This is a genomic window from Leisingera sp. M658, assembly GCF_025144145.1.
Taxonomy (GTDB): domain Bacteria; phylum Pseudomonadota; class Alphaproteobacteria; order Rhodobacterales; family Rhodobacteraceae; genus Leisingera.
Genome location: NZ_CP083546.1, coordinates 44776 through 70000, shown reverse-complemented (window position 1 = coordinate 70000; position 25225 = coordinate 44776). Strand labels below are relative to the sequence as shown.

General features: G+C 60.8%; 25 protein-coding genes and 1 tRNA gene (1 of these 26 cut by a window edge). 11 read left to right on the top strand and 15 right to left on the bottom strand.

Annotated features, from left to right (window positions below):
- Together msrQ and msrP are read right to left on the bottom strand one after the other, a co-directional pair.
- Nucleotides 1-534, bottom strand: the 5' portion of a protein-coding gene (gene msrQ / locus K3724_RS00340) for a protein-methionine-sulfoxide reductase heme-binding subunit MsrQ (RefSeq protein ID WP_259989049.1). Its footprint begins 90 nt before the window's first position; the window shows 534 of its 624 coding nt (coding positions 1-534); it begins with the start codon at nt 532-534; its stop codon lies off the left edge, out of view.
- Between the two features lie 13 nt (nt 535-547).
- Entirely contained in the window at nt 548-1453 is a 906-nt protein-coding gene (msrP, locus tag K3724_RS00335; protein WP_259989047.1) for a protein-methionine-sulfoxide reductase catalytic subunit MsrP, read from the bottom strand.
- A gap of 276 nt (nt 1454-1729) precedes the next feature.
- Here msrP and K3724_RS00330 point away from each other — a divergent pair, with 276 nt between their 5' ends.
- Nucleotides 1730-2167 carry a DUF302 domain-containing protein gene (locus K3724_RS00330; protein ID WP_259989045.1) on the top strand — a complete coding sequence of 146 codons (438 nt, stop codon included), beginning with the start codon at nt 1730-1732 and terminating at the stop codon, nt 2165-2167.
- A gap of 98 nt (nt 2168-2265) precedes the next feature.
- Entirely contained in the window at nt 2266-2832 is a 567-nt protein-coding gene (locus tag K3724_RS00325) for a hypothetical protein (protein ID WP_259992722.1), read from the top strand.
- Nucleotides 2833-2848: 16 nt separating this feature from the next.
- On the opposite strand, the gene K3724_RS00320 is transcribed toward K3724_RS00325, so the two are convergent.
- The gene (locus K3724_RS00320) at nt 2849-3193 is read right to left on the bottom strand and encodes a helix-turn-helix transcriptional regulator (protein ID WP_259989043.1); all 345 of its coding nucleotides are present in this window, start codon (nt 3191-3193) and stop codon (nt 2849-2851) included.
- 297 nt (nt 3194-3490) lie between these two features.
- Here K3724_RS00320 and K3724_RS00315 point away from each other — a divergent pair, with 297 nt between their 5' ends.
- The gene (locus K3724_RS00315) at nt 3491-3643 is read left to right on the top strand and encodes a hypothetical protein (protein ID WP_259989041.1); all 153 of its coding nucleotides are present in this window, start codon (nt 3491-3493) and stop codon (nt 3641-3643) included.
- Nucleotides 3644-3703: 60 nt separating this feature from the next.
- Here the strand turns inward: K3724_RS00315 and clpB are convergent, their stop codons facing one another.
- Nucleotides 3704-6322: an ATP-dependent chaperone ClpB gene (clpB, locus tag K3724_RS00310; protein WP_259989039.1), complete on the bottom strand. Its 2619-nt coding sequence runs from the start codon at nt 6320-6322 to the stop codon at nt 3704-3706.
- Between the two features lie 337 nt (nt 6323-6659).
- Between clpB and pyrF the strand changes: the two genes are divergently transcribed.
- The gene (gene pyrF, locus K3724_RS00305) at nt 6660-7376 is read left to right on the top strand and encodes an orotidine-5'-phosphate decarboxylase (RefSeq protein ID WP_259989037.1); all 717 of its coding nucleotides are present in this window, start codon (nt 6660-6662) and stop codon (nt 7374-7376) included.
- 496 nt (nt 7377-7872) lie between these two features.
- Here the strand turns inward: pyrF and K3724_RS23780 are convergent, their stop codons facing one another.
- A complete protein-coding gene (locus tag K3724_RS23780; RefSeq protein ID WP_311200006.1) occupies nt 7873-8088 on the bottom strand; it encodes an NUDIX domain-containing protein in 216 nt (71 codons plus the stop codon).
- Nucleotides 8089-8182: 94 nt separating this feature from the next.
- On the opposite strand from K3724_RS23780, the gene K3724_RS00295 reads away from it, so the two are divergent.
- Nucleotides 8183-9436 (top strand): DNA polymerase IV, encoded by a 1254-nt coding sequence (locus K3724_RS00295; RefSeq protein ID WP_259989035.1) that lies wholly within the window; start codon nt 8183-8185, stop codon nt 9434-9436.
- A gap of 20 nt (nt 9437-9456) precedes the next feature.
- On the opposite strand, the gene K3724_RS00290 is transcribed toward K3724_RS00295, so the two are convergent.
- Nucleotides 9457-10317 carry an N-formylglutamate amidohydrolase gene (locus K3724_RS00290; protein WP_259989033.1) on the bottom strand — a complete coding sequence of 287 codons (861 nt, stop codon included), beginning with the start codon at nt 10315-10317 and terminating at the stop codon, nt 9457-9459.
- Nucleotides 10318-10479: 162 nt separating this feature from the next.
- Here K3724_RS00290 and K3724_RS00285 point away from each other — a divergent pair.
- From K3724_RS00285 to K3724_RS00270, 4 genes are all read left to right on the top strand, one after another.
- A tRNA-Val gene (locus K3724_RS00285) sits at nt 10480-10554 on the top strand.
- A 78-nt stretch (nt 10555-10632) separates the two neighbouring features.
- Nucleotides 10633-10758, top strand: a complete 126-nt coding sequence (gene ykgO, locus K3724_RS00280) for a type B 50S ribosomal protein L36 (RefSeq protein ID WP_005648635.1) — start codon at nt 10633-10635, stop codon at nt 10756-10758.
- 395 nt (nt 10759-11153) lie between these two features.
- Nucleotides 11154-12170 carry a Fe(3+) ABC transporter substrate-binding protein gene (locus K3724_RS00275; RefSeq protein ID WP_259989031.1) on the top strand — a complete coding sequence of 339 codons (1017 nt, stop codon included), beginning with the start codon at nt 11154-11156 and terminating at the stop codon, nt 12168-12170.
- A gap of 220 nt (nt 12171-12390) precedes the next feature.
- Entirely contained in the window at nt 12391-13251 is an 861-nt protein-coding gene (locus K3724_RS00270) for a GTP-binding protein (RefSeq protein ID WP_259989029.1), read from the top strand.
- 61 nt (nt 13252-13312) lie between these two features.
- Here K3724_RS00270 and K3724_RS00265 read toward each other — a convergent pair whose 3' ends face one another.
- From K3724_RS00265 to K3724_RS00240, 6 genes are all read right to left on the bottom strand, one after another.
- Nucleotides 13313-14992: an iron ABC transporter permease gene (locus K3724_RS00265; RefSeq protein ID WP_259989027.1), complete on the bottom strand. Its 1680-nt coding sequence runs from the start codon at nt 14990-14992 to the stop codon at nt 13313-13315.
- 162 nt (nt 14993-15154) lie between these two features.
- Nucleotides 15155-16372: a phenylacetate--CoA ligase family protein gene (locus K3724_RS00260; protein ID WP_259989025.1), complete on the bottom strand. Its 1218-nt coding sequence runs from the start codon at nt 16370-16372 to the stop codon at nt 15155-15157.
- Between the two features lie 17 nt (nt 16373-16389).
- Nucleotides 16390-17238 (bottom strand): ABC transporter ATP-binding protein, encoded by an 849-nt coding sequence (locus tag K3724_RS00255; protein ID WP_259989023.1) that lies wholly within the window; start codon nt 17236-17238, stop codon nt 16390-16392.
- Nucleotides 17239-17355: 117 nt separating this feature from the next.
- Nucleotides 17356-18639 (bottom strand): ABC transporter substrate-binding protein, encoded by a 1284-nt coding sequence (locus K3724_RS00250; RefSeq protein WP_259989021.1) that lies wholly within the window; start codon nt 18637-18639, stop codon nt 17356-17358.
- A 93-nt stretch (nt 18640-18732) separates the two neighbouring features.
- Nucleotides 18733-19809, bottom strand: coding sequence for a branched-chain amino acid ABC transporter permease (locus K3724_RS00245; protein ID WP_129369246.1), 1077 nt, complete (start codon nt 19807-19809; stop codon nt 18733-18735).
- A gap of 74 nt (nt 19810-19883) precedes the next feature.
- Nucleotides 19884-20147 carry a hypothetical protein gene (locus tag K3724_RS00240; RefSeq protein ID WP_129369245.1) on the bottom strand — a complete coding sequence of 88 codons (264 nt, stop codon included), beginning with the start codon at nt 20145-20147 and terminating at the stop codon, nt 19884-19886.
- A 102-nt stretch (nt 20148-20249) separates the two neighbouring features.
- Between K3724_RS00240 and K3724_RS00235 the strand changes: the two genes are divergently transcribed.
- Nucleotides 20250-20594, top strand: coding sequence for an SHOCT domain-containing protein (locus K3724_RS00235; RefSeq protein ID WP_237455200.1), 345 nt, complete (start codon nt 20250-20252; stop codon nt 20592-20594).
- 27 nt (nt 20595-20621) lie between these two features.
- Here the strand turns inward: K3724_RS00235 and K3724_RS00230 are convergent, their stop codons facing one another.
- The gene (locus tag K3724_RS00230; RefSeq protein WP_027257202.1) at nt 20622-21608 is read right to left on the bottom strand and encodes a branched-chain amino acid ABC transporter permease; all 987 of its coding nucleotides are present in this window, start codon (nt 21606-21608) and stop codon (nt 20622-20624) included.
- Nucleotides 21609-21710: 102 nt separating this feature from the next.
- On the bottom strand, nt 21711-22529 hold the full coding sequence (locus K3724_RS00225) for an ABC transporter ATP-binding protein (RefSeq protein ID WP_259989016.1): 819 nt from the start codon (nt 22527-22529) through the stop codon (nt 21711-21713).
- 88 nt (nt 22530-22617) lie between these two features.
- On the opposite strand from K3724_RS00225, the gene K3724_RS00220 reads away from it, so the two are divergent.
- Nucleotides 22618-22803, top strand: a complete 186-nt coding sequence (locus tag K3724_RS00220) for a hypothetical protein (RefSeq protein ID WP_027257200.1) — start codon at nt 22618-22620, stop codon at nt 22801-22803.
- Between the two features lie 53 nt (nt 22804-22856).
- On the opposite strand, the gene K3724_RS00215 is transcribed toward K3724_RS00220, so the two are convergent.
- A complete protein-coding gene (locus K3724_RS00215; RefSeq protein ID WP_259992720.1) occupies nt 22857-24821 on the bottom strand; it encodes an AMP-binding protein in 1965 nt (654 codons plus the stop codon).
- Between the last annotated feature and the right edge of the window lie 404 nt (nt 24822-25225).

Sequence of the window (25225 nt, the reverse complement as noted above, 5' to 3'; positions counted from 1 at the left end):
AAGATAGAACAGCGGTTCAACTTGGAAGCCTTTCACTAGCATTACATAGTGCAGCGCCCCTAGAAGACCTGCCGCATAGGTCAGCCTGTGCAACCGCAACCAGGAACGCCCCAGCCGCCGGACAGAGAAATTGTTGGAGGTCAAAGCCAGCGGCAGCATCAGGACAAAGCCCGCCATACCGATGGTGATATACGGACGCTTGGCAATATCAGCGAGGATCTGGCCAAGGATCTGGACATCCAGCACCAGCCAGACCAGCAAATGGCAAGACACATAGAAGAAGCACAGCAGGCCGATCGACCGGCGGAACTTCATCAGGTTCAATCCCAGCAGCCGGCGCATCGGGGAAATGGAAAGTGTCAGAACCATCAGCTGCAGCGCCAGTTCGCCATATTCATGCTCCAGCGCCTTGATCGGCTCTACCCCCAGGCCGCCAGTGAGGCCGAGGTAAAAGAGCCAGATCGCAGGCAGTGCCCCGAGCAGATAAACTGCCCAGACTGGAAAGCGGCGGAAAAACTGGTTTACCGTGTCCATCAGGCGGCTCCGGTCAGAAGTGCCGGGCAAGGTCCATCCCGTCATACAGGGCGGCCACTTCGTTCCCGTAGCCATTGAACATCAGCGTCGGCTGGCGCTTGGCGAACAGCCCACCGCCGATGCGGCGCTCGCTGGCCTGGCTCCAACGCGGATGCGAGACATCGGGGTTCACATTACTATAGAAGCCGTATTCCCGGCCATTGGCCATATTCCAGCTGGTCGGCGGCTCCTGATCCGTCAGGGTGATGCGCACGACGGACTTGATCGACTTGAAACCGTACTTCCATGGAACCACCAGCCGCAGCGGTGCGCCGTTCTGGCTGGGCAGCGGTTTACCGAAGATACCTGTTGCCATCATCGTCAGCGGGTTCATCGCCTCATCCAGGCGCAGCCCTTCACGATAAGGCCAGTCCAGCACCTTATAGGCGGTGCCCGGCATTTCAGACGACCGGTACAGCGTCTCAAATGCAACGTATTTGGCGCCGTCTTGCACGCCTGCAAAATTCAGCAAATCGGCAAGTTCGAATCCTTGCCAGGGCACCACCATGGACCAGGCCTCGACACAGCGGAAACGGTAGATACGCTCTTCCAGTGTCATTTCGCCCAGGATCTGCTCAAAGGAATAATCACCCGGCTTGTCCACCAAACCGTCAATCTTGACGCTCCAGGGCGTGGTTGTCATCCGGTCCGCGTATTTGGACGGGTCGCCTTTGCCGGTGCCGAATTCATAGAAGTTGCAGTAGTTGGTCACCTCTTCCCAAGTATTGGGCTCCAACGCCTCCTCCGCACGCACGCCGGTGCCCAGCGCCGCGGCCAGCCCGCTGCCTGCCAGCCCCGCCATGATCTGGCGGCGATTCCAGAACGCAGCCTCCGGGGTTGCATCTGCAAGGGTCAAATCATTGGTCCAGCGGCGCGCCATCTGCGTCTCCTGAGTTTACTGCTCCCTTTCAGGTAACGGTCCCGTGCGCAAAACCCAAAACATATCCTGTAACGACTGCGCGAGAGAACTGTAACGTTGCACAGCCTTCTTCATTCCGCGTAAACAAAAGAGGCTTTCAGCGGCGCGGCGCCTGAACCGGCTATGCGGAAACTTTCCGGTGGCGGTTGCCCCCATCTCATGCAAAAAATGTAATATGTTAGCGCACGGCCCTGCAGGGCAGCACGCGCGGATCAGCAATCACCAGGGAGATGCCCGATGAAGATGTATGCAGTTGCAGCCGCCCTTGCCCTCAGCACCGGCACGGCTGCGGCGCAGGACATGGTGAGCTACACCACCCCCCTGCCCTTTGATGACGTAACCTTCGGGCTTGAAAGCGCCATCACCAACCGGGGCCTGCGGATCGACCACATCAGCCATGTGGGCGACATGCTGGAACGCACCCGCGCCGATGTCGGCTCGGATATTATGCTGTTTGAACATGCGCAGGTCTTTTCTTTCTGCTCCGCCAAACTGTCGCGCCAGGTGATGGAGGCCAACCCGATGAACATCACCTTCTGCCCTTATGACATATTCGTGGCCCAGCCTCCTGGCGCAGAAGACGTCACCATCGGCTTTCGCGCCTTCCCCGAGGGCGAGATGCAGGTGATCCACGATCTGCTGGACGGCATCGTGCAGGAGGCGATCGAGGAGTAGGCTCCGGAGTACCCTTGGCCGGAAAATTCCCCGCTGCACTGCCTGCGCGTTTTCACTATGCTGACCGGAAACTGAAATTCCGGCACGGGCAGACCATGATGAAATCCCTTTTTGCTTACCTGATGATGCTGGCAGCCGCCACGCTGGCTGGCTGCGCCACCGGCCCCGCGGCGACCAAGAACGATGTCCAAGAACTCTCGCTGGCCCTGCAAACCCTAGATCCGAAAGTGGACCCGGTTGAGGCTCGCCGTGCGGCCGAGATCGCCTACAGCTACTCCGCCAGGCTGGCCGAGCAGTATAATGTCACCACCTCGCCGATCCTGCACAACACGATGGTGAACACCGGGGTCAAGGACCGCGGCCTTTGCGTGCATTATGCCGAGGACATGCAGGCGCGGCTTAGCCAGGAGAACTTCCAAACGCTCACGATGCTGCGCGCCATTGCCGAACCTAAAAACGATTTCCGCATCGACCACAGCACTGCGGTGATCGCCGCCAAAGGCGACGGAATAAATGAGGGCATCGTGCTTGACCCCTGGCGCTATGGCGGCAAGCTGTTCTGGTCCGCCACTGCCGAAGACGGACGCTACAATTGGGAACCCCGCCTGCAAGTCCTGCGCCGCAAATATGAACGGCGGGTGGCCAAGGACGCGGTAGCACAGTGAGGCTGCATCCCTGGGACTACGGGTCAGCTGCGGCAATAGCCGCCCGGAACTGACCCGGGGTCTTTCCGAACTGCTTTTTAAATGCGCTGATAAAGTGGGACGTGCTGTCATAGCCGACGGCCAGCCCGATGCCGGTGACCGCCTCTCCGGTGTTTTCCAGCAACCCCTTGGCCTGATCCAGCTTGCGTTGCTTGCGCCATTGCGCTGGCGACGCACCAAAAATACGCCGGAACTCCCGGTTGAATGTCGGAACAGAGCGGCCGGACAATGCTGCAAGGTCACCAGTGTGCAAATCGTGATCCTGAAACGCCCTGGCCACATAAGCGGCTGTCCGCGGCTTTGACGGCGCCCTGTCGGTCACACTTTATTATGATGAGGAAACACGCGGCCTGCTGATTGTTGAGGAATGGCTCTCAAAACAGCACCACGCCGCCTATATCCAGGCCATTACCGAAAACGGTGTCCTCGCCAGCCTGGCCGCCTTCATGACCGCGCCGCCAGAGGTTCGTTACTACAAAAGGCTGGCGATCTGATGGCAAGCTGTTCCAAAGGCCTTTTGCGCCGCACGGCCCTTAGCTGCACAGCCGCTGCCGCCGCGGCGACTTGGTTTTCGCCGGCGATTGCTGCGACGGCACCCACGGAGATCCGTTTCCATACCGTGAGGCTCCGCAAGTCCGGCACGCGTGACTACCTTTTGGGCATGCGCCGCAACCGGTCTTCAATCAGCCAACTGGTACTGGAAGGCGAGGACTATTGCCTGATCCTGGCGGGGGAGCGCACCCGGACGGGCGCACGCCGACAGGAGCTGTAAGGCGCTCCCATTCATGACAAAGGCCCGCCATCGCTGGCGGGCCCTCTTTATTACTTCCCCTTAATGCACAACCGCATCGTCGGGCCTGGGCCGCTCTGACGTCCCCAGCCGGCCGCCGATGATCAACCCCTCGCTGCCAGCCGAGACCGGAACGGTGTCGCCGTCCTTGATCTCGCCACCCAGCAGGGCCTCGGCGAGCGGGTTTTGCAGGGCGCGCTGGATCACCCGCTTCAGGGGACGGGCGCCGAACACCGGGTCATAGCCTTCATCCGCCAGCCAGGTCTTGGCCGCCTCGTCCAGCTCCAGCGCGATCTTGCGCGCCGCCAGCCGCTTCAGCAGCCGCGCCAGCTGGATTTCGACAATGCCGTCCATATCCGCCCGCGCCAAACGGTCAAAGATGATGGTCTCATCCAGACGGTTCAGGAATTCAGGCCGGAAATGCGCCTTGACCGCATCCATCACGTCGCGCCGCGCATCCGAGGCATCCGCGCCCTCGGGCAGCTGGCTAAGCGCCTGCGCGCCCAGGTTCGAGGTCAGGATGATCAGCGTCTGCTTGAAGTCCACGGTGCGGCCCTGACCATCGGTCAGCATGCCGTCGTCCAGCACCTGCAGCAGCACGTTGAACACATCCGGATGCGCCTTTTCGACCTCGTCAAACAGCACCACCTGATAGGGGCGGCGGCGCACGGCCTCTGTCAGCATTCCGCCTTCGTCATAGCCGACATAGCCCGGAGGCGCACCGATCAGCCGGGCGACCGAGTGTTTCTCCATGAACTCGGACATGTCGACGCGGACCATCGCGTGCTCGTCGTCGAACAGGAAACCGGCAACCGCCTTGGTCAGTTCGGTCTTGCCAACACCGGTCGGCCCGAGGAACAGGAACGACCCCAGCGGCCGGTTCTCATCGTTCAGGCCTGCACGTGCCCGGCGTACAGCATTGGCCACTGCGGTCACCGCAGTGTTTTGGCCGATCACCCGGCGGTGCAGATCATCTTCCATGCGCAGCAGCTTCTCACGCTCGCCCTCCAGCATTTTGGAGGTCGGAATACCGGTCCAACGCTCCACAACAGCCGCGATCTGCTCCGGCCGCACGGCCTCTTCGACCATCAGGCCCTTTTCTTCACGGCTCTCGGCATCGGACAGCTGTTTTTCCAGCCCCGGAATGACGCCATAAGACAGCTCTCCCGCCTTGGCGAGGTTGCCCTCCCGCTTGGCTATGTCCAGGTCGGCGCGGGCACGGTCCAGCTGCTCTTTCAGGTCGCGGGCCCCTGCCAGCTTGTCCCGTTCCGACTGCCACTGAGCGGTCATCTCGGCTGACTGCTCCTGCAGGTCCGACAGTTCCTTCTGCAGCGTCGTTAGCCGGTCCTTTGAGGCTGCGTCGTCCTCAAGCTTCAGCGCCTCTTCCTCAATCTGCATCTGCAGGATCTGCCGGTCCAGCGCATCCAATTCCTCGGGCTTGGAATCCACCTGCATGCGCAGGCGGCTGGCGGCCTCGTCCATCAGGTCGATGGCCTTATCCGGCAAAAAGCGGTCGGTGATATAGCGGTTCGACAGTGTCGCCGCTGCGACCAGCGCCGCATCGGCAATCCGCACACCGTGGTGCAGTTCATACTTCTCCTTGATGCCGCGCAGGATAGAAACAGTGTCTTCCACCGTCGGCTCGGTTACCATCACCGGCTGGAACCGGCGGGCCAGCGCCGCGTCCTTCTCCACATACTTGCGGTATTCATCCAGCGTGGTCGCGCCGACACAATGCAGCTCGCCGCGCGCCAGCGCCGGCTTGATCAGGTTGGCGGCATCCATCGCGCCGTCGGATTTGCCGGCGCCGACCAGCGTGTGCATCTCGTCGATGAACAGAATGATCTCACCGGCGGCTTCGGTCACTTCGGTCAGCACCGCCTTCAGGCGCTCCTCAAACTCGCCGCGGTACTTCGCACCGGCAATCAGCGCGCCCATATCCAGCGACAGCAGCTTCTTGTCACGCAAGGACTCCGGCACATCGCCATTGATGATGCGCAGCGCCATGCCCTCGGCAATCGCGGTCTTACCGACGCCCGGCTCACCGATCAGCACCGGATTGTTCTTGGTCCGGCGCGACAGCACCTGCATCGAACGGCGGATTTCCTCATCCCGCCCGATGATCGGGTCGATCTTTCCTTCCCGCGCCGCCTCGGTCAGGTCACGGGCGTATTTCTTCAGCGCATCATAGCCTTCCTCAGCGGTGGCTGAGTCAGCGGTGCGTCCCTTGCGGATTTCATTGATCGCCTCATTCAGCTTCTGCGCAGAGACAGCACCGGCTTCCAGGGCGTCCTTCGCCTTGGACTTCACCATGCACAGCGCCATCAGCAGGCGTTCAACCGGCACAAAGCTGTCGCCTGCCTTCTCGGCAATCCTGGCAGCCTCGTCCAACACCTTGGCAGTCTGGCCGTCCAAATAGATCTGCGCCGCGTCTCCGCTCACCTTCGCCTGCTTGGCAACAGCAGCCTCGACAGCCTCAACCACGCGCGCCGGAGCGCCGCCCGCGCGGGAGATCAGGTTGCCCGCCAGCCCCTGATCATCATCCATCAATGCTTTCAGAATGTGCTCTGGCACCAGCCGCTGATGCCCTTCGCGCATCGCAATCGTCTGCGCCGCCTGCACGAATCCGCGTGCACGCTCAGTGAACTTGTTCAAGTCCATCTTGCTCTCCTTTATCAAGCGCCCGATGTTTGGCAGCGCCCGCCCTGCGGCACGCCCCTGTCCGGGCCTCAAGGTTCAATGTGGGAAGCAAACCAGCCGCTTCAAGATCAGTAAACACCGAAAAGATGAGCAAATCCCTGACCTGCGTCAACTTCCCCGGCGCCACAGGAGTGACCGCGCCGCGCGCCAGTGCGGCGCCGGGCCCAAAACTGTATTCTGCCCCCGCATGGGGGCAGCTTCAGTTGCGGGAGCCCCGTCTGCACCTTGCCCAACCGAAGCCCCTTGCGTATGAAACGCCAGTTTCCAGCCAAACCCGCCTGCCAAATGAGGACCCACCATGACCCAAGCCCCGCGCGCCGACGACCGTCTGATTGTTGCCATGGATGTCCCCAACGCGCTGAATGGCCTGAAGCTGGCCGAACAGCTGGGAGATGCGGTCTCCTTCTACAAGATCGGCCTAGGCATGCTGACCGGAGGCGGTCTGGCGCTGGCAAATGAGCTGAAGCAGGAGCACGGCAAGCGTATCTTCCTCGACATGAAGCTGTTCGACATCGGCGCCACCGTGGAAAATGCGGTGCGCGGTCTGGCCCAGTTCAATCTCGATTTCCTCACCGTTCATGGCGACCCTTACGTTGTGCAGGCGGCCAAGGAAGGCGCTGCCGGCAAGGACCTCAAGATCCTTGCCGTCACCATCCTCACCTCACTGGACCGCCAGGACTTGGACGGTGCTCTGATCAAAGAGGGTGCGGTGCAGGATCTGGTACTGGAACGCGCAGGCAACGCCTTTGCCGCCGGCGCCGACGGGGTGATCGCCAGCCCGCAGGAAGCGGCCTTGATCCGCGCCCTGCCCGAAGCCGAAGGCAAGCTGATCGTCACCCCCGGCGTCCGCCCCGCCGGTGCCGACCTCGGCGACCAAAAACGGGTCGCGACACCTGCGAGCGCTATTGTTGACGGTGCTGACCATATCGTTGTTGGCCGTCCGATCTGGCAGGCAAACAGCCCCCGCGCCGCAGCCGAAGCCATCCTGGCTGAGCTGGCCGGCGTGCAGGATTAATACCGAACATCCACAGGCTGCCTGCGCTGCAAACGCTTCCCGTGCCTTCATGCCTAAAAATTAGGCGGGAATAAATCTTTTGCGCCATGCACAATCCGCCAGTGGGAGCCATGGTTCAAAAGTATAGTGACGCCACGTCAAGCAATTCTTTTCACTGATAAATCCGCCGGGAGCGGCAGAATCTGCGCCAAATTGCCCTGTGCCTTCAAAAGCACACCACGCAGCCCCGCAAACTCTGCCCGCTGCCGCGGACTTTGCGAATTACCGCCGACTGAGCGAGTCTAGGACTTGAGACACTCCCCAGACGGGCTTTTCTTCCTGAGACCCGTCACCTCCCCCCGCTAATTAGCGGGGGATCTTTCTTTCAGCCCCATGCAAACCGCCCGCTCCGCAAGGCAGTGCCTTAGTCGTCCGGCAAGATGCGGCACCGCCAACGAGTGCGCGCTTTAGGTATTCCGCGGCATAATCGCCCCTCCCTGCCCCTCCTCTCCGAATTTCACCTGTCTGGCGGCAGCATTAGGCCAACTTCTTCCCGGGTCTCCCGCAGCGCGCAGGCTTCGGGACTTTTGCCGCCTTCGCGCCCGTCGCCCGGCAGGTCCCAAAACCCGGGGTATGGGGTATCCCGCTTGTCGTCCCGCTGGATCCCCAGCAATTCTTGCCCCAGAAAAAGAGCCGGCTTTGCACCTGAAAAATCTTCGTCTGCTCGTGCCATGATCTGTCACTTGGACACGGGCCGCGTTAAAGACAAGGCCTCCGCCGCAAGCTATACTAGCCCGTCCCTTGATCCAGCAGAATCCTTGCCCGCCATGCATGCCCTGTGCCGAGACTGCCTGAGCCAGATTGCCCCTGCCCGGCGCTGTCCGCATTGCGGCAGCCCGCGGATCAAGACGCATGCAGAGCTGTTTTCCCTCACCATCGCCCATATGGACTGCGATGCCTTTTATGCCAGCGTCGAAAAGCGCGACAATCCAGAACTGGCCGCCAAGCCGGTGATCATCGGGGGCGGCAAACGCGGTGTGGTGTCCACCGCCTGTTACGTCGCCCGCATCCGCGGAGTGCGCTCGGCCATGCCAACGTTCCAGGCCTTGAAACTCTGCCCCGATGCAGTGTTCATCAAACCGCGGATGAGCGTCTACGTCGAGGTCAGCCGCGAAATCCGCAAGTTGATGAACGAGCTCACCCCTGAGGTGGAGCCGCTGTCGCTGGATGAAGCCTTCATGGACCTCAGCGGCACCGAAAAACTGCATGGTGCGCCGCCCGCCGTGATGCTGGCCCGGCTGGTCAAACGGATGAAGGACGAATTGGGCGTCACCGGTTCCATCGGCCTGTCGCATAATAAGTTCTTGGCCAAAGTTGCATCCGACCTCGACAAACCGCGCGGGTTCTCGGTGATTGGCAAGGCAGAAACCGCTGATTTCCTACGCGAAAAACCGGTGCGGCTGATCTGGGGCATTGGCCCCGCTGCCCAGGCAAGTCTGGAAAAGGCGGGCATCCGCACATTCTCGGACCTTTTGCGTTGGGACCGCGAGGCCCTGCACAGCCGCTTCGGCTCGATGGGGGACCGGCTCTGGCACCTGGCCCGCGGCCAGGACCGGCGCCGGGTTTCGGCCAATGCCCCCGTCAAATCGATTTCCAAGGAAACCACGTTTTTTGAAGACACCGCCAGCATAGACATTCTGGATGGTCATCTGTGGCGGCTTGCAGAACAGGTTTCCGACCGCGCCAAGGCGCGGGAGCTTGCAGGCCGGGTTGTCACACTCAAACTGAAACGCGCCAATCATTCCGCATTGACCCGGCGGGTGACACTGCACAGTCCCACCCAGATCGCCGACCGCATTTACCGCACCGCACGCAACCTTTTGGACCAGGCGGGCAACCAAGGGCCCTACCGGCTGCTGGGCTGCGGCATCTCTGATCTCGTGCCCGAGTCGCAAGCCGACGAAACCGGCGACCTGCTGGATCCGCAGGCCGGCAAGCGGGCCGAGGCAGAACGCGCCACCGACGCCATCCGCAAGCGATTTGGAGATAGTGCGATTCTGAAAGGCCGCGCGCTGCGCTGAGCCGCGCAGGCGTTTTCTTCTTACTCCGCCGCCAGCGGCAGTTCCTCACGCCCAATCGCCGCAATCTCGGCAATCACTTGGCGCAACAGCTGCTGCAGCGGTTCAAAGTTCCCGTTGGGACGGATTTTAGCTTCATCCATATACAGTGCCCGGTCTATTTCGATCTGAACCGCGTGCTGCCGCCGCGATGGGCGGCCATAGGTCTGGGCGATATAGGCCCCGGCAAACGGCGTATTGCGGGCGACGTTCAGCCCGGCCGCTGCAAAGGCAGCCTCGATCCGGTCCACAACGCTGCTATCGGCTGCGGCGCCGAAGCGGTCGCCCAGTACCACCTCGGGTTTGCCGCCTTTGCAGGGAACCATGGTGTCGATCGCCTCATGCGGCATCGAATGGCAATCGACCAGGATCGCTTGGCCGAAATGCTGATGCGCCTGCTCCAGAAGCCCCTTCAGCGCCTGGTGGTAGGGGTGCCAGCAGCATCTGATCCGCTGCTCAGCTTCCGCCGCCGGCAGTTTGCCGCGGTAAATGGCACGGCCATTGGCCACCACCCGGGGAATCACCCCAAGGCCCGAAGCCACCCGCGGGTTCTGCCCGCGCCGCTGCACCCCTTCGATCACCGCCGGATCCAGCTCATCCGGAGACCGGTTCAGATCCAGATAGGCACGCGGCTTGACTGCCATCAGCAGCGGCGATCCAAATTCTGGCGCGGCCTGGAAGAGCCGGTCAACAAAGGCGTCCTCCGAGCTGCGGATCTCTCTCCGTCCCAGAATCGACTGGGCAAGAAAGGAATCGGAATAGTCCGTGCCGCTGTGCGGAGAGGCAAAAACCACGGCGGACGCCAGTTTCTGCGGTGAAATCACGGAAAACGCTGTATCAGGCATCCTTGCTCCGGTGCTTCTTGTGCAAGAAACAGCATATCGCGGAAATTTCTGCGGTCAAAAGCTCTTGCACCCCTGAGCGACTCTATTTATAGACCCCCTCACCGGCGCGGCATCCCGCGCCCCTTTCACTTCTAAGGGGCAGGACGGCGCGCAGGCCAGAGTGGGCGATTAGCTCAGCGGTAGAGCACTTCGTTGACATCGAAGGGGTCACAAGTTCGATCCTTGTATCGCCCACCATTCATTCACGGCTTCGGCTCCGGCCAGGCCACCCGCTAACCCAGGCGCTGGTTCGCGCCGCAGACAAGGAGAGAGACCATGAAGGTCAAGAACTCGCTCCGTTCGCTGAAGAACCGGCACCGCGATTGCCGGGTTGTGCGCCGCAAGGGCCGCGTTTACGTGATCAACAAGACCCAGCGCAAGTTCAAAGCGCGCCAGGGCTAAGATCCGATACAGCGACACGCAGAAAACCGCATCACCTGATGCGGTTTTTTTGCGTTTGGCAGCTGCGGTTTCCGGAAAAGACACAGGCAAACGCTCCCGCGCCCGCAGATCCCCCGGCCAAAACCGGGCGAGTCTTCGCGGCCTTGGGCGTGGCACCGTGCATGGCGCGGTGCCACGCCCAACCGGTGCGGGCTTTGCCAAAAGTCCGGCGACAGGCGGGAGCGCGCCCCGGCATTTGCCCCTCCTCTTTAGCTCCTGCCGCCTGCTCTCAGTTGCCGTCAGCCCAGGCCGGGAACTCACCAAGTATTTCAGTCAGAAATTCGTTGCATCTTCTGTCAATTGCTTTAATTGACTATTTCAGTCAGAATAAAAGCCACAGAAGAACGGGACATACAATGCTGAAAGCCACCACCGTACTGGCCGGCGCCCTGACCGCTGCCATTGCCACCTCAGCTGCCGCCGAAGGCGAGCTGAACATCTATTCGTCGCGCCACTATGACACCGACGAACAGCTCTATTCGGAATTCGAAGCGGCCACCGGCATCACCATCAACCGCATCGAAGGCAACGCGGACGAGCTGATCGCCCGGATGAACGCCGAAGGTGAGAATTCCCCTGCCGACATCCTGATCACCGTCGACACCTCGCGTCTGACCCGCGCCAAGGACGCCGGTGTGCTGCAAAGCATCGACAGCGATGTACTGGAAGCCCGCGTGCCCGCCTATCTGCAGGATGAGGACAATCAGTGGTTCGGCTTCAGCCAACGCTCACGGATCATCTTCTATGACAAGGATGAAGTGGCCAACCCGCCGCTCACCTATCTGGATCTGGCAGACCCCGCATACAAAGGCCAGGTCTGCATCCGCTCTTCCAAGAACACTTACAACCAGACCCTTTTGGCCTCGATCGTGACTCACCACGGCACCGAAAAAGCCCGGGAATGGGCTGAGGGCGTCGTCGCCAACATGGCCCGCGACCCGCAGGGCGGCGACACTGACCAGATGCGCGGCATCATCTCAGGCGAATGCGATATCGCGGTGGCCAACACCTACTACTTCGCACGTTCGATCCGCAAAAACGTCAAGGGCATCTCGGACGGCCGCGATCAGATCGGCTGGCTGTTTCCCTCGCAGAACACAGAAGGCGCGCATATGAACCTCTCGGGCGGCGGTGTGGCAGCCCATGCGCCGAACAAGGAAAACGCCATCCAGTTCCTGGAATATCTCGCCGGTGATTCCGCCCAAGCGTATTTCTCGGCCGGGAATGACGAATACCCGGCGGTGCCCGGTGTCGGTCTGGCCCCCTCGATCGCAGCGCTTGGCCACTTCAAGCCGGATGACGTGAGCCTTTCGGACGTTGCAAAGAATCTTCCCGAAGCACAGAAGATCTTCAACAACGCTGGCTGGAAGTAAGTCCAGCCGTCAGCCAACACGTAAAAAGCGCGGCTTGGGCCGCGCTTTTTTTACAGCTGCTGGTTCCACAGAAACACAGGCACGTCCCCTGACGAAAGATTGAAGCTGACAGAGCTTTTGCTAGACCCGTTCGGGCCACCGGCCTATAGATTCCCGCATCTTGAATTTCGGGGGGAATCATGCAGTCGAGAGCTTTCCGCGCTCTGGAGGAACAGAGCGTATGAACCGGTTGCCGGTAACGATAATCAGCGGCTATCTGGGCGCTGGCAAGACCACGTTAATCAACCGCCTTTTAGCCGAAGATCACGGATTGAAACTGACCGTGATCGTGAATGATTTTGGTGCAATCAACATTGATGACGCCCTGATCCAGGACACTTCTGGCGGCACGATTGCTCTCACCAATGGCTGTGCCTGCTGCACCATGGGCGATGACTTGTCTCTCGCGTTGCGCGAAATCCTGAACCGGCCAGGCCGTCCGGATCATCTGGTCATCGAGGCCAGCGGCATTTCCGACCCGGTCGCCATCGCCAATTCGGTTCTGAATGAACGAGGGCTGAGTTATGGCGGCATCGTCACTCTGGTGGATGCAGAAAATGCCGGAACCCTGCTGAACGACCCGCTGGTTGCACCGCAGGCGGAGCAGCAAATCCGCGCCGCTGATCTGGTGATCGTCTCCAAATGCGATGGCATGAACCAGACGGTCTCCGCCTTGCTGGCGAAGGCCGGCGCCCGCACTCCTACCGTGCTGAATGGGTCGCCCGTGGCCGAACTGCTGTTCGACGTGGTGCCGCTGCCCAAGGGCGCCGCTGTTGCCGCACATCCCGCCTATACCACCTGGCAGCACCGCAGCAACGATGTTCTGGACCGCCGTGCCCTGGGAAACAAGCTGGCGGCCCGGCCTGCGGGGCTTTACCGGATGAAAGGCTTTGTGCTGACCTCCGGCGGCGCATATGAGCTGCATGTCGTAGGCCGCCATGTTGAAGCCAAACGCTGTGAGGCTGAGGAAACCGTGCTGGTGGGCTTGGGTCCGGCAAACCGGATTTCCCGCGATGAGATTGAAGCCTGGTGGGCAGCCTAAGCTGCACCCGGGCTAAGAAAATTCAAATTTTCTTGGCAAGAATTTTTCAAAATTCTTGCACCTAGCGCCGCCGGCCCACCTGACGGCAGATCAGTATCACCGGCAGCAGCCCCACCGCCATGATCACCAGCGAAGGCACTGCGGCGCCCTCCAGCCGCTCATCCGCCGCCAGCCGGTGCGCCTGCACCGCCAGCGTGTCGAAATTGAACGGCCGCATTATCAGCGTCGCGGGCAGCTCTTTCATCACATCGACAAACACAATCAGCAGCGCAGTCAGCAGGCTGGGCGTCAGGATCGGCAGATGCACCCGGCGCAGCATCCCAAGCGGCCCCTGCCCCAAGGAGCGCGCCGCCGCATCCATGTTGGAATGCATAGTGGCCTGACCGCCCTCATAAGCGCCAAGCGCGGCGGCCATGAACCGCACGCCGTAAGCCGCGACCAGCAGCCAGATCGATCCTGTCACCAGCAGCCCGGTGCGGATGCCGAAACTCTCCCGCATCCAAGCATCCAGCGCGTTGTCAAAGGCGGCAAATGGCACGATCAGCCCCACCGCGATCACCCCGCCTGGCACCGCATAGCCCAGCCGCGCAAAATAGGCCGCGGTTGAGGACACCTGCCCTGGCCGCAGCCGCTGGTAAAAGCCAAGGCACACTGCGGCTGCCACGGTCAGAACTGCAGCAATTGCCGCCAAAGTGATCGAGTTGGCAGTAAAATCGATATAGCGCCGGCTGAACAGGTTCTGCTCAGACTCAAAACTCATCAGGAACAGCACCGCCACAGGCAGCAAAAATCCCAGCACCACCGGCACCGCGCAGAAGAAGGCCGCGACCGCTGCCTGGAGCCCCTTCAGCTCGGCCGGCGGCATCTGGTTATGATGCTTGCCCGCGTGATGATACTTCGCCCGCCCCCGTGTCGCCCGCTCCGCTACGGCGAGCGTCAGAGCAAAGCCCAACAGGCACAGAGCCAGCTGCGCCGCGCCGCCCCGGTCGCCCAGCGAAAACCAGCTGGTGTAAATCCCGGTGGCAAATGTCTGCACGCCAAAATAGGAGACCGTGCCGAAATCCGCGATGGTCTCCATCACCGCCAGCAGCACGCCCGAGGCGATTGCCGGCCGCGCCATCGGCAGGCTGACCATCCAGAATGCCTGCCAGGCGTTCTTGCCCAACGCCCGTGCCGCCAGAAAAGCGCCCGCGCTCTGCTGCAGAAACGCCGCCCGCGCCAGCAGGTAAACATAAGGGTAAAGCACCAGAACCAGCATCGCCGCTGCCCCGCCTGTAGAGCGGATCTCAGGGAACCAGTAGTCCCGCGGCCCCCAGCCGGTCACATCCCGCAGCGTGGCCTGCACGAAACCGGGGTGGTCCAGAATATGGGTATAGGCATAGGCCAGAACATAGGCCGGAAACGCCAGCGGCAGGACCAGAGCGATTTCCAGAAACCGTGCGCCGGGAAAGCGCGTCATGGTCACCAGCCAGGCAGCACCGGTGCCGATTGCAAATGTGCCAAGCGCGACCAGCGCGACCAGTGCCAGTGTCGTCAGCGAATATCCTGGCAGCACCGTGGCCGCCAGATGGCTGATCGTCTCCGTCCCGCCGAATGCCGCTGCCAGCGCCACCGCCAGCATCGGCAGCACGCAAGACAGGGCCACTGCCCAGGCCAGAACGGCAAAAACACCACCGCGGCTCCTTCCACCGCTGCGGCGCCCGTTGAGGGCATACTTTATAGGGTCATTCGCGGCAGTCATTTTACGGCAGTCACAGGTCCGGCTGATGTTTCGCGTTGCCCTATTACGACTATTCCAGTCAGAAATTCCAGCCAGAAAGCACTGCTTGCGCTCTGCCTGCCTGCTGAACAGAAAACGGGCGCCTGTTGCCGGCGCCCGTGCCTCTTGGATCCAGCGAAGAAATCAGTCGTAAGTCCGCTGATCCTCGATCACCAGCCCATCCTTGGGCAATGCGTCCGGTGCCACAACCTCGACCTTGCCCTTGAGCTTCAGCACCTCGATCACCGAGCGGGCATAGGCTGCCTCGTCGCCGCCCTGCGCCTCAATCTGCACGGTCATTGCATCCATCTCGCCATCGCGGCTGGCAACCACACGCGCCTTGACGATCTCGTCATGTTTGTCGACCAGCGCCGCCACCTGCTCGGGCCGCACAAACATGCCTTTGATCTTGGTGGTCTGATCCGCCCGGCCCATCCAGCCCTTGATCCGCAAATTGGTGCGGCCGCAGGGCGAAACGCCCGGCATCACTGCCGACAGATCGCCGGTGGCAAAACGGATCAGCGGATAATCCGGGTTCAGCGTTGTCACCACAACCTCACCCACCTCACCTGGTGCCACCGGATTGCCGGTGCCGGGGGTGACAATCTCGACGATCACATGCTCGTCGACGATCATCCCTTCCATAGCCGGGCTTTCATAGGCGATATTGCCCAGATCAGCGGTGGCGTAGCACTGCAGGCAGGAAATCCCGCGATCGGCATACTCCTGACGCAGGGAAGGAAACAGCGCGCCGCCGCCCACCGCCGCCTTGGTAAAGGCCAGCTCCACACCCATGGCGCCGGCCTTGTCCAGGATCACCTTCAGGTAATCCGGCGTGCCGGCATAAGAGGTGGCACCGACATCACGCGCAGCCGTCACCTGCAGCTCTGTCTGGCCGGTGCCGGCAGGCAACACCGCCGCGCCCACCGCCCGCGCACCGTTTTCAAAGATCATGCCCGCAGGTGTCAGATGGTAGCCGAAACAGTTCTGCACCACATCGCCCCGGCCGATCCCGGCAGCGTTCAGAAACCGCCCCATCCGCCACCAGTCGCCATCCACCCCGCCCGGCTCATAGATCGGGCCGGGGCTTTGGAAAACATGGGCAAAGCCGGTCGCAGGCTTCACGGTGAAACCGCCAAAGGGCGGGTTCCCGGCCTGCGCCCGGCTCAGCTCCGACTTACGCAGCACCGGCAGCGCCGCCAAGGCCTCCGCCGAGACCACCGCCGCCGGATCCACACCGTCCAGCAATTCCGCATATCCGGAGGCAGACTGTGCACGGGCGATCTGCTCCGGCAAGGCCTTGGCAAGATCTGCGGCGCGTTCATCGGCGCTGCGGGTCTCAAGCGTGTCAAAATAGGTCATCACGTCATCTCCCCGCATCAGCTCAGCCACCTCTTGCGGCGCCGGTAAGACCGCACGTCGCGAAAGCTCTTGCGCCCTTCATCGGACATCCCGAGGTAGAATTCCTTTACATCCGGGTTCTCCCGCAGCTCAGCCGCAGGCCCGTCCATCACCACACGGCCCGACTCCAGGATATAACCGTAATGTGCATAGCGCAGGGCCACGTTGGTGTTCTGCTCGGCCAAAAGGAAGGTCACCCCTTCCTTCTCGTTGATCGACTTCACGATCTCGAAAATCTGCTCCACCAGCTGCGGCGCCAGCCCCATCGAGGGCTCGTCCAGCAGGATCGTCTCTGGCCGGGACATCAGCGCACGGCCCATCGCCACCATCTGCTGCTCGCCGCCCGAGGTATAGCCGGCCTGGCTTTTGCGGCGCTCCTTCAGACGCGGGAAATAGTGATAGACCATCTCCAGATCGTCCTGAATCTTGGCACTGCTGTCCGAACGGGTATACGCACCGGTCAGCAGGTTTTCCTCCACCGTCAAATGCTCAAAACAATGGCGGCCTTCCATCACCTGAATGACGCCCTTCTTCACCAGCTCGGCCGGGTCCTGCTCATGGACATGCGCGCCGCGGTACTTGATCGAGCCTTTGGTGACCTCGCCGCGTTCCGAATGCAGCAGGTTCGAGATCGCCTTCAGCGTGGTGGTCTTGCCAGCCCCGTTGCCGCCCAGCAGCGCGGTTATGCCGCCCTTGGGGACATTCAGGCTGACGCCCTTCAGAACGAGGATCACGTGATTGTAGATCACCTCGATATTGTTGACCTCCAGCAGGGTCTCGGCCTGCACATCAGAGGTGTCGGCGGCGGTATTCGCTGCATCCAGCATCAAAGCGTGTCCTCATGACTGTCCCGGACCTGAACCGGAACCCTGTTGAGTGGCGCGGCAGCTCTCTGCCGCGCCGGTTGTTTCCGGCCCCGCCAAGGCAGGGGCCGGCCAAAGCCCTTACTTGCAGCGGGACTCAATGTTGTTTTCAGCAGCATAGGCGCCCGAATCTTCTTCGATCAGCTTACCGATCACTTCGGTATCGGACGGTTTGAAGTCCGAAATCAGCGACCAGGTTTTGCTCTCTGCATCCCACTGGGTCACACCCACCAGGCCAGGGCCGCCGTGGTTGTCGCAGGAAACATTGAAGCTCGGGCCAAAGTTCGGCATCCCCAGTGCAGCCATTTTGGCTTCGTCGATAACCAGCGCTTCCATGCCGTCCCGCATCATCGCAGCGTCGATATCCCCGGTGCCGTGGATCTCCTGCGCGGTTTTAGCGGCCTCGGCTGCCAGCATCGCCGCGTACATGCCGCGGTTATACAGCACATTGCCCACCTGATCGCCGGCACCTGCGGCCTTGCCCGCGTCCACGACATACTTCTGGATATCGTCAAACACCGGGAAGTCACGGCCGACGTTGTGGAAGGTCACCGCCTTGTAGCCGTCCGCCTTGTCACCTGCCGGCATCACGTCATGTTCGGCACCAGACCACCACACACCGATGAAGTTCTCCATCGGGAAACGGATGTTGGCAGCTTCCTGAATTGCCACCTGGTTCATCACGCCCCAGCCCCACATCACGACATTGTCGGGACGCTCGCGGCGGATCTGCAGCCACTGCGACTTCTGCTCCTGGCCCGGATGGTCCACCGGCAGGGCGATCAGCTCGAAACCGTGTTTCTTGGACAGCTCCTCCAGGGTGCGGATCGGCTCCTTGCCATAGGCAGAGTTATGATAGATCAGCGCGATCTTCTTGCCGTTGATGTCGCCGCCGTTGGCTTCGAGCAGGTAGTTCACAACGCCCGAGGCACCGTTCCAGTAGTTGGCCGGATAGTTGAACACATGGCTGAACACTTCGCCGTTCGCCGCCGAGGTGCGGCCATAGCCCATGGTGTGCAGCGGGATGTTATCTGCGGTCACCTTGGGGATCAGCTGATAGGTGATGCCGGTGGACAACGGCTGATAGATCAGCGCGCCCTGACCCTTGGTCGACTCGTAGCATTCCACACCTTTCTCGGTGTTATAGCCGGTCTCGCATTCGATCACCTTGGCCGGAACACCGCCGATGCCGCCATCGCGCTCGTTCAGCAGGGTGAAATAGTCGTTATAGCCGTCCGAGAACGGAATGCCGCCGGCCGCATAAGGCCCGGTGCGGTAGCTGAGGTCCGGGAATACCAGGTCCGCCATTGCCGGCCCGGCTGCCATCGCGGCGCCCAGCGCCAGTGTGGTCAGTGTCTTTTTCATCGGCTTAAATCCTCCCTATGGTCTTATCCGATTGTTTCTTAAAACGGGGGTGGTCTTGCTTTTCTCCCCGCCGGTTTCCAGGCCGTGCCCGCATCAGTGCGGGAAGGGCCACAGTCTCAGTTTTTCCTTGGCGACGCGCCACAGCTGCGCCATGCCGTGCGGCTCGGCGATCAGGAACACCACAATCAGCGCCCCCACGATCACCAGCTGGAAATGCGCCACGATGTCAGTCGGCCAGCCCAGAAGATCGACGCCCACCACTTTCAGCACCACCGGCAAGAGCACCAGAAAGGCCGCGCCGGCAAAGGAGCCGAAGATCGACCCCAGCCCGCCCAGGATCACCATGAACAGCACCAGGAACGACTTGTTGATGCCAAAGGCCTCGCCGACCTCGACCGCACCCAGGTAGACCGCAAAGAACAGCGCGCCGGAAATCCCGATGAAAAAGCCGGACACGGCAAATGCTGTGAGTTTGGCCTTGAGCGGGTTCACCCCGATGATTTCAGCCGCGATATCCATGTCGCGGATCGCCATCCAGCTGCGGCCCACGGTACCGCGGGTCAGGTTGCGGGCCACCAGCGCGCAGAACGTCAGGAAAATCAGGCAGAACAGATAGGTGGCCCAGGCCGGCGCATTGGGGCCGGTGATCAGGATGCCAAAGGTATCGCGCTCCGGTGCGTTGATCTGGCCCGAAGCCGAATAGTTGTAGAACCACGGCACCCGGTTGAACAGCCACACCAGGAAGAACTGCGCCGCCAGCGTCGCCACCGCCAGATAGAAGCCCTTGATGCGCAGCGAGGGCAGGCCGAAGGCCATGCAGACCACCGCGGTGATGCCGCCCGCCAGGATCACATGGATGAACATGCTGACCTCGGGAAAGGCCGTCATCAGTTTGTAGCAGGCATAGGCCCCCACCGCCATGAACCCGCCGGTGCCCAGGGACACCTGCCCGCAGTATCCGACAAGAATGTTCAGCCCGATCGCCGCAATTGAATAGATCAGGAACGGCAGCAGGATCGCATTGGCCCAGTAATCGTTAACCAGGAAGGGGATGATGCCAAAGGCCACCGCCAGTACCACATAATAGCGGACGCGGTCGAACTTGATCGGGAAGGTCTGGCTGTCATCGGCATAGGAGGTTTTGAAGTCTCCGGCTTCACGGTAGAACATGTCTCAGATGCTCCCTTTCTGTTGCAAACAGGGCCCGGTCCGGGTGTTTGTCTTGAATGTTTCAGCAGCGGCAATCATTCGATCTGCCCCCATTGCGCCTGTGCCGCGTCGCGCTGCGCGCGGGTTATCCGGTTTGACGGTTTGGCATAGCCGCTGCGCTCGCTGCCGCGCACCAGACGCAGATATGCAATGATGCCGGTAATCAGTCCTGAGGCTGCCAGCAGCGACGCGGTGACAATCTGGGTTTCGGTGAACCCTTCCGCGGTCAGCGCCAGATAGCCGAACGCCCAAAAGCCCGCCCAGGCAATCACGTTGATGACGGCAATCGCCTTGGTCATGCCGCACCGCCGGCGTTAACCAATTTGTCAGAAATCCGTGCATGGCCACATTTTGCCCATTTCTTTCTGCCACCCTGTTCTTGGGTAAAGTGAGTGGGATCAATGACCGCGATTTTTGAGGAAATCCGGCGGCTGGAGGCCGCGCGGAAGAAGGGTGACATTTCAGCAGCCGAATTTGCAGAGGCCAAGGGCCGCCTGCTGGCAACGGTGGAAGACGCAACAGTGCTGCCGCCGTTCGAATTCGAGCCGCCGCGCCGGGAGGCACGCAGGGAAACCTGCGGGACCGCACCCGGCCCTTGGGGGCTGATGCTGATGGGGCTTGCCGGGGCCGGGCTGCTAACGCTCCTAGCCGGGCAGCTGATCGGCGATCTGACCATAGCCTTCACGCTGGTCGCCACGGTATTCGCCGCCATTGTCATCGCCGCATTCCGCAAGCTGGAAAGCTGAACAGGCCGGGAGCAGGTCATATGAGCGTCAGACCCGTTCAATGATCTTCTCCCCGAACAGACCCTGCGGACGGAACACCAGGAACAGCAGTGCCAGCACATAAGCAAACCAGTTCTCGGTGGCGCCGCCAACCATCGGACCGATGGCAAACTCGAACAGTTTCTCGCCCACACCGATGATCAGCCCGCCGACAATGGCGCCGGGGATCGAGGTGAAGCCGCCCAGCATCAGCACCGGCAGCGCCTTCAGCGCGATCAGCGACAGCGAGAACTGCACACCGGACTTGGTGCCCCAGACGATGCCCGCGACCAGCGCCACAAACCCTGCGACAGACCAGACCAGCACCCAGATGAAGTTCAGCGAGATGCCGACCGACAGCGCCGCCTGATGGTCATCCGCCACCGCGCGCATCGCCCGGCCCTGCTTGGTGTATTGGGCAAAGCAGACCAGCCCGGCCACCAGCAGCGCCGCAATCACCGTCGCCACAATATCCAGATTGTCGATAAAGAAGCCGTAGCCGAAGATGTTAAAGGTGGTCTCGTCGATCCACAGGTTGATGCCCTGCGGCAGGCCCACATCCAGCGTCTTGATCTCGGACCCCCACATCAGGTCGGCAACGCCTTCCAGGAAATAGGCAAGACCAATAGTGGCCATGAACAGGATGATCGGCTCCTGCCCTACCAGATGTTTCATCACCAGCACCTGCACCAGCCAGGCCAGCAGCACCATCACCCCGACAGTCAGGGCAATTGCCAGCACGCCTGGAACGTTCCAGCCGAAATGGGTGATATGGCCGCCAAAGACCGCATTTATGATATGCGCAAAGGGAACCTGCCCCTGCATGATCCCCACCAGCGTCATTGCGGCAAACAGCGCCATCACGCCTTGGGCATAGTTGAAAATGCCGGAAGCCTTATAAATCAGCACAAAGCCCAGCGCGACCAGCGCATACAGAACGCCTGCCATCAGGCCGTTCAGCGTCACTTCCATCGCAAAGACGAGTTGTTCGGGCATTAGAGGCTCTCCACGGAATTCTGCACTGCGGCGGTGCTCAGGGGCTGTACAGGGGATGTACGGGTGTCACCCCGCCGGGGCTGGGTGTTGCTGCATTGCAACTCAGTCATGGCTGACCCCCAGATATGCGTCGATCACATCCTGGTTGTTGCGCACCTCATCCGGGGTGCCGTCACCGATTTTCTTGCCGTAATCCATCACCACGACGCGGTCCGACAGATCCATCACCACGCCCATGTCGTGCTCGATCAGGGCGATGGTGGTGCCGAATTCATCGTTCACATCCAGGATAAAGCGGGACATGTCCTCCTTCTCCTCGACGTTCATGCCGGCCATCGGTTCGTCCAGCAGCAATAGCTTTGGTTCGGCAGCCAGGGCACGTGCCAATTCAACCCGTTTCTTCAGGCCATAAGGCAGCCGGGACACCGGGGTCTTGCGGATGTGCTGGATCTCCAGAAAGTCGATGATCCGCTCCACAACCTCGCGGTTCTCTGTCTCTTCCTTTTCCGCCTTGCCCTTCCACAGAGCCTGCGAAAACAAGCCTGTTTTCATATAGTTGAGACGGCCGGTCATGACGTTGTCCAACACGCTCATGCCTTCGAACAGCGCGATGTTCTGGAATGTGCGGGCGATGCCTTGGCGGGCCACCTCATAGGGGCGCATCTGCGGGCGCTTCTTGCCGTGAAACAGCACTTCGCCTTCCTGCGGCACATAGAAGCCTGAGATCACGTTCAGCATCGAGGATTTGCCAGCCCCGTTGGGGCCGATGATCGCGCGGATCTCGCCCTCGCGGATGTCAAAGGAGATATCCTTGATCGCCACCACACCGCCGAACCGCAGGGTGATGTTCTTCATCTCCATCACCACACCGCCGATGGTGCGGCCGTCGTCAGTCACAAAGCTTAAGGAATTGTCAAGCATAACAACGGCCTCCATTATTCTGCCACATAGAAATTTTAAGGTTTCCATGCGATACTTGAAAAAAACGAGCAGCAAGGAGACCAAAACAATGTTTGGCGAACTTGAACATTCCTGCCTTCTGAAGATGGCCGTAGAATGCAAGCAGATGGGCCTCAGCCAATCCGAAAGCCTGACCTCGATCATCGAGCAGACACACGGGTTCAGCTCTCCCTTCAAGATCCAGCAGGTGGTCAACACGGCCTTCAATCCCGGCCTCAATCCCGACTTGATCTGAGATCCGCCCGGCCTGCCCGGCACGGGGCAGATTTTTTTCCGGAAATACGTGCATCATTCCGCGGCCACCTTGTGAACCGCAGCCGGTTTCACGTCCGCATCGACAATAGTCAGCGTCGCGCTGATGGACCCTTTGCGGCCGTCTTCATAGGTCACTTCCGTTACGGTCGAGACCTGCTCCGAACCGTCGTACAGCGCGGTAATGATGTCGTCGAACTTCTCCTCAACGATGCGGCGGCGCACTTTGCGGGTGCGGGTCATTTCGCCGTCATCGGCGTCCAGTTCCTTGTGCAGCACCACAAAGCGGTGGACCTGGCAGCCCGACAGCATCGGGTCTTCCGCTACCGATCGATTCACCGCCGACACATGCCCGCGGAGTGACTCCAGAACCTGCGGATGTCCGGCCAGTTCCTGATAGGATGCATAGGCGATATTGTTGCGTTCTGCCCAGTTTCCTACAGCCGTCAGGTCAATATTGATGAAGGCCACACAGCGGTCCTTGCCATTGCCAAACAACACTGCTTCCAGAATGTCCGGGTAGAATTTCAGCTTGTTTTCTACATATTTGGGCGCAAACATCGCACCATCAGCCATCTTGCCCACGTCCTTGGCACGGTCGATGATCCGCAAGTGGCCGGAGCCTTCCTCAAAGAAACCGGCATCGCCAGTGGCCACCCAGCCCTCTGCGTCCTTGGTCGAGGCCGTGGACTCCGGATTGTTGAAATACTCCACAAACGTGCCCGGCGAGCGGTAGTAGATTTCACCGTTGTCGCCGATCTTGATCTCCACCTCCGGTGCAGGAACACCCACGGTATCGGCGCGAACCTCGCCATCCGGCTGCACGGTGATGAACACGGTGGCTTCGGTCTGGCCGTAAAGCTGTTTCAGGTTGATACCCAGAGAGCGGTAGAAATCAAAGATCTCCGGCCCGATTGCCTCCCCCGCGGTATACCCCACACGGATGCGGCCATAGCCAAGCGTATCCTTGAGCGGGCCGTAAACCAGCACATTGCCCAATGCGTATTTCAGCCGGTCCATCAGACCCACCGGCTTGCCGTCCAGAATGTCGCCTCCGACTTTCTTGGCATGGGCCAGAAAATGGTGGAACATCTTGCGCTTCAGGGCGCCCGCGTCCTCCATCCGGATCATCACATTGGTCAGCTGGCCCTCAAACACCCGCGGCGGTGCAAAGAAGTAAGTCGGACCGATCTCTCGCAGGTCGGTCATCATGGTATCGGCGCTTTCCGGGCAGTTCACGCAGAAACCGCACCAGTAGGCCTGACCGATTGAGAAGATAAAGTCGCCCACCCATGCCATCGGCAGGTAGGACAGGATGTTCTCACCCAAAGTCAAATGGTCGAACTCAGCCGAGTTCTTTGCGCTCTGGATCACATTCCGGTTCGACAGCACCACGCCCTTGGGCTTGCCGGTGGTGCCGGAGGTATAAAGCATTACGCAGGTGCTGTCGTAGGTCAGCTTGGCCTGGCGCGCCTGCAGCTCACCGGTCAGTTCGTCGCGCGCCGCGCGGCCCTGATCCTGGATATGGCTGAACTGGTGCAGCTGGGTATGTTCGTATTTCCGCATCCCGCGCGGGTCGAGATAGATCATATGCTCAAACTGATGCAGCTGATCCTGGATCTCGATCACCTTGTCGGCCTGCTCCTGATCGCCCACGATCACAAAGCGTGCGCCGCAATGGCCCAGCACATAGGCCATCTCTTCGGCCACCGCGTCCTGATAGAGCGGTACTGGCACGGCACCCACCGCCTGTGCAGCAACCATCGACCAGTAGAGATAAGGACGGTTGCGGCCGATAATAGCGACAAAATCGCCCTCATTCACGCCAAGGTTGATGAGGCCCAGCGCCAGCGCCTCGATTTCCTTTGCCGCCTCGGCCCAGGTCCAGCATTGCCAAATGCCGAATTCCTTTTCCCGGTAGGCCGGTGCATTAGCGAATTGCACCGCATTGCGTTGAAGCAGCGCCGGCAGGGATAACATCCCTTCGGCGCCCATCTGCATCTGAGCCAACTTTCTTTCCTCCCTTTCCGGCGTTGCTGCCGGACCTGACCGCTGCCCGCGGTTCTGGCCCCGAGTAGGGACGTGCAAAGAATAGCCCGTCAACTTTTTCCTGATGTTTTCCCAAATCTTACGAATTGTAACAAAGCTGTTCCCCTTGTTTTACGGGCTGTTACGCAAGCTGCCGAGCCACCGGGCACACAAAATCCTGCAGCCTTTGCAACGACACCGGGGCAAAGCGCGCGGGATGCGCACGAACTGGCCGGAATTCGAATCAAACGCAGCGGGCAGTCGTTTCAAGTTTCGCATCACTTGCACCATCTTCCGCTCACCGCGTCCGGCAACCCTAAGGAGATCGCCGGTCTGACGCCACGGCATGGCCTTCTCCCGCGGCTGAATGGCGATTT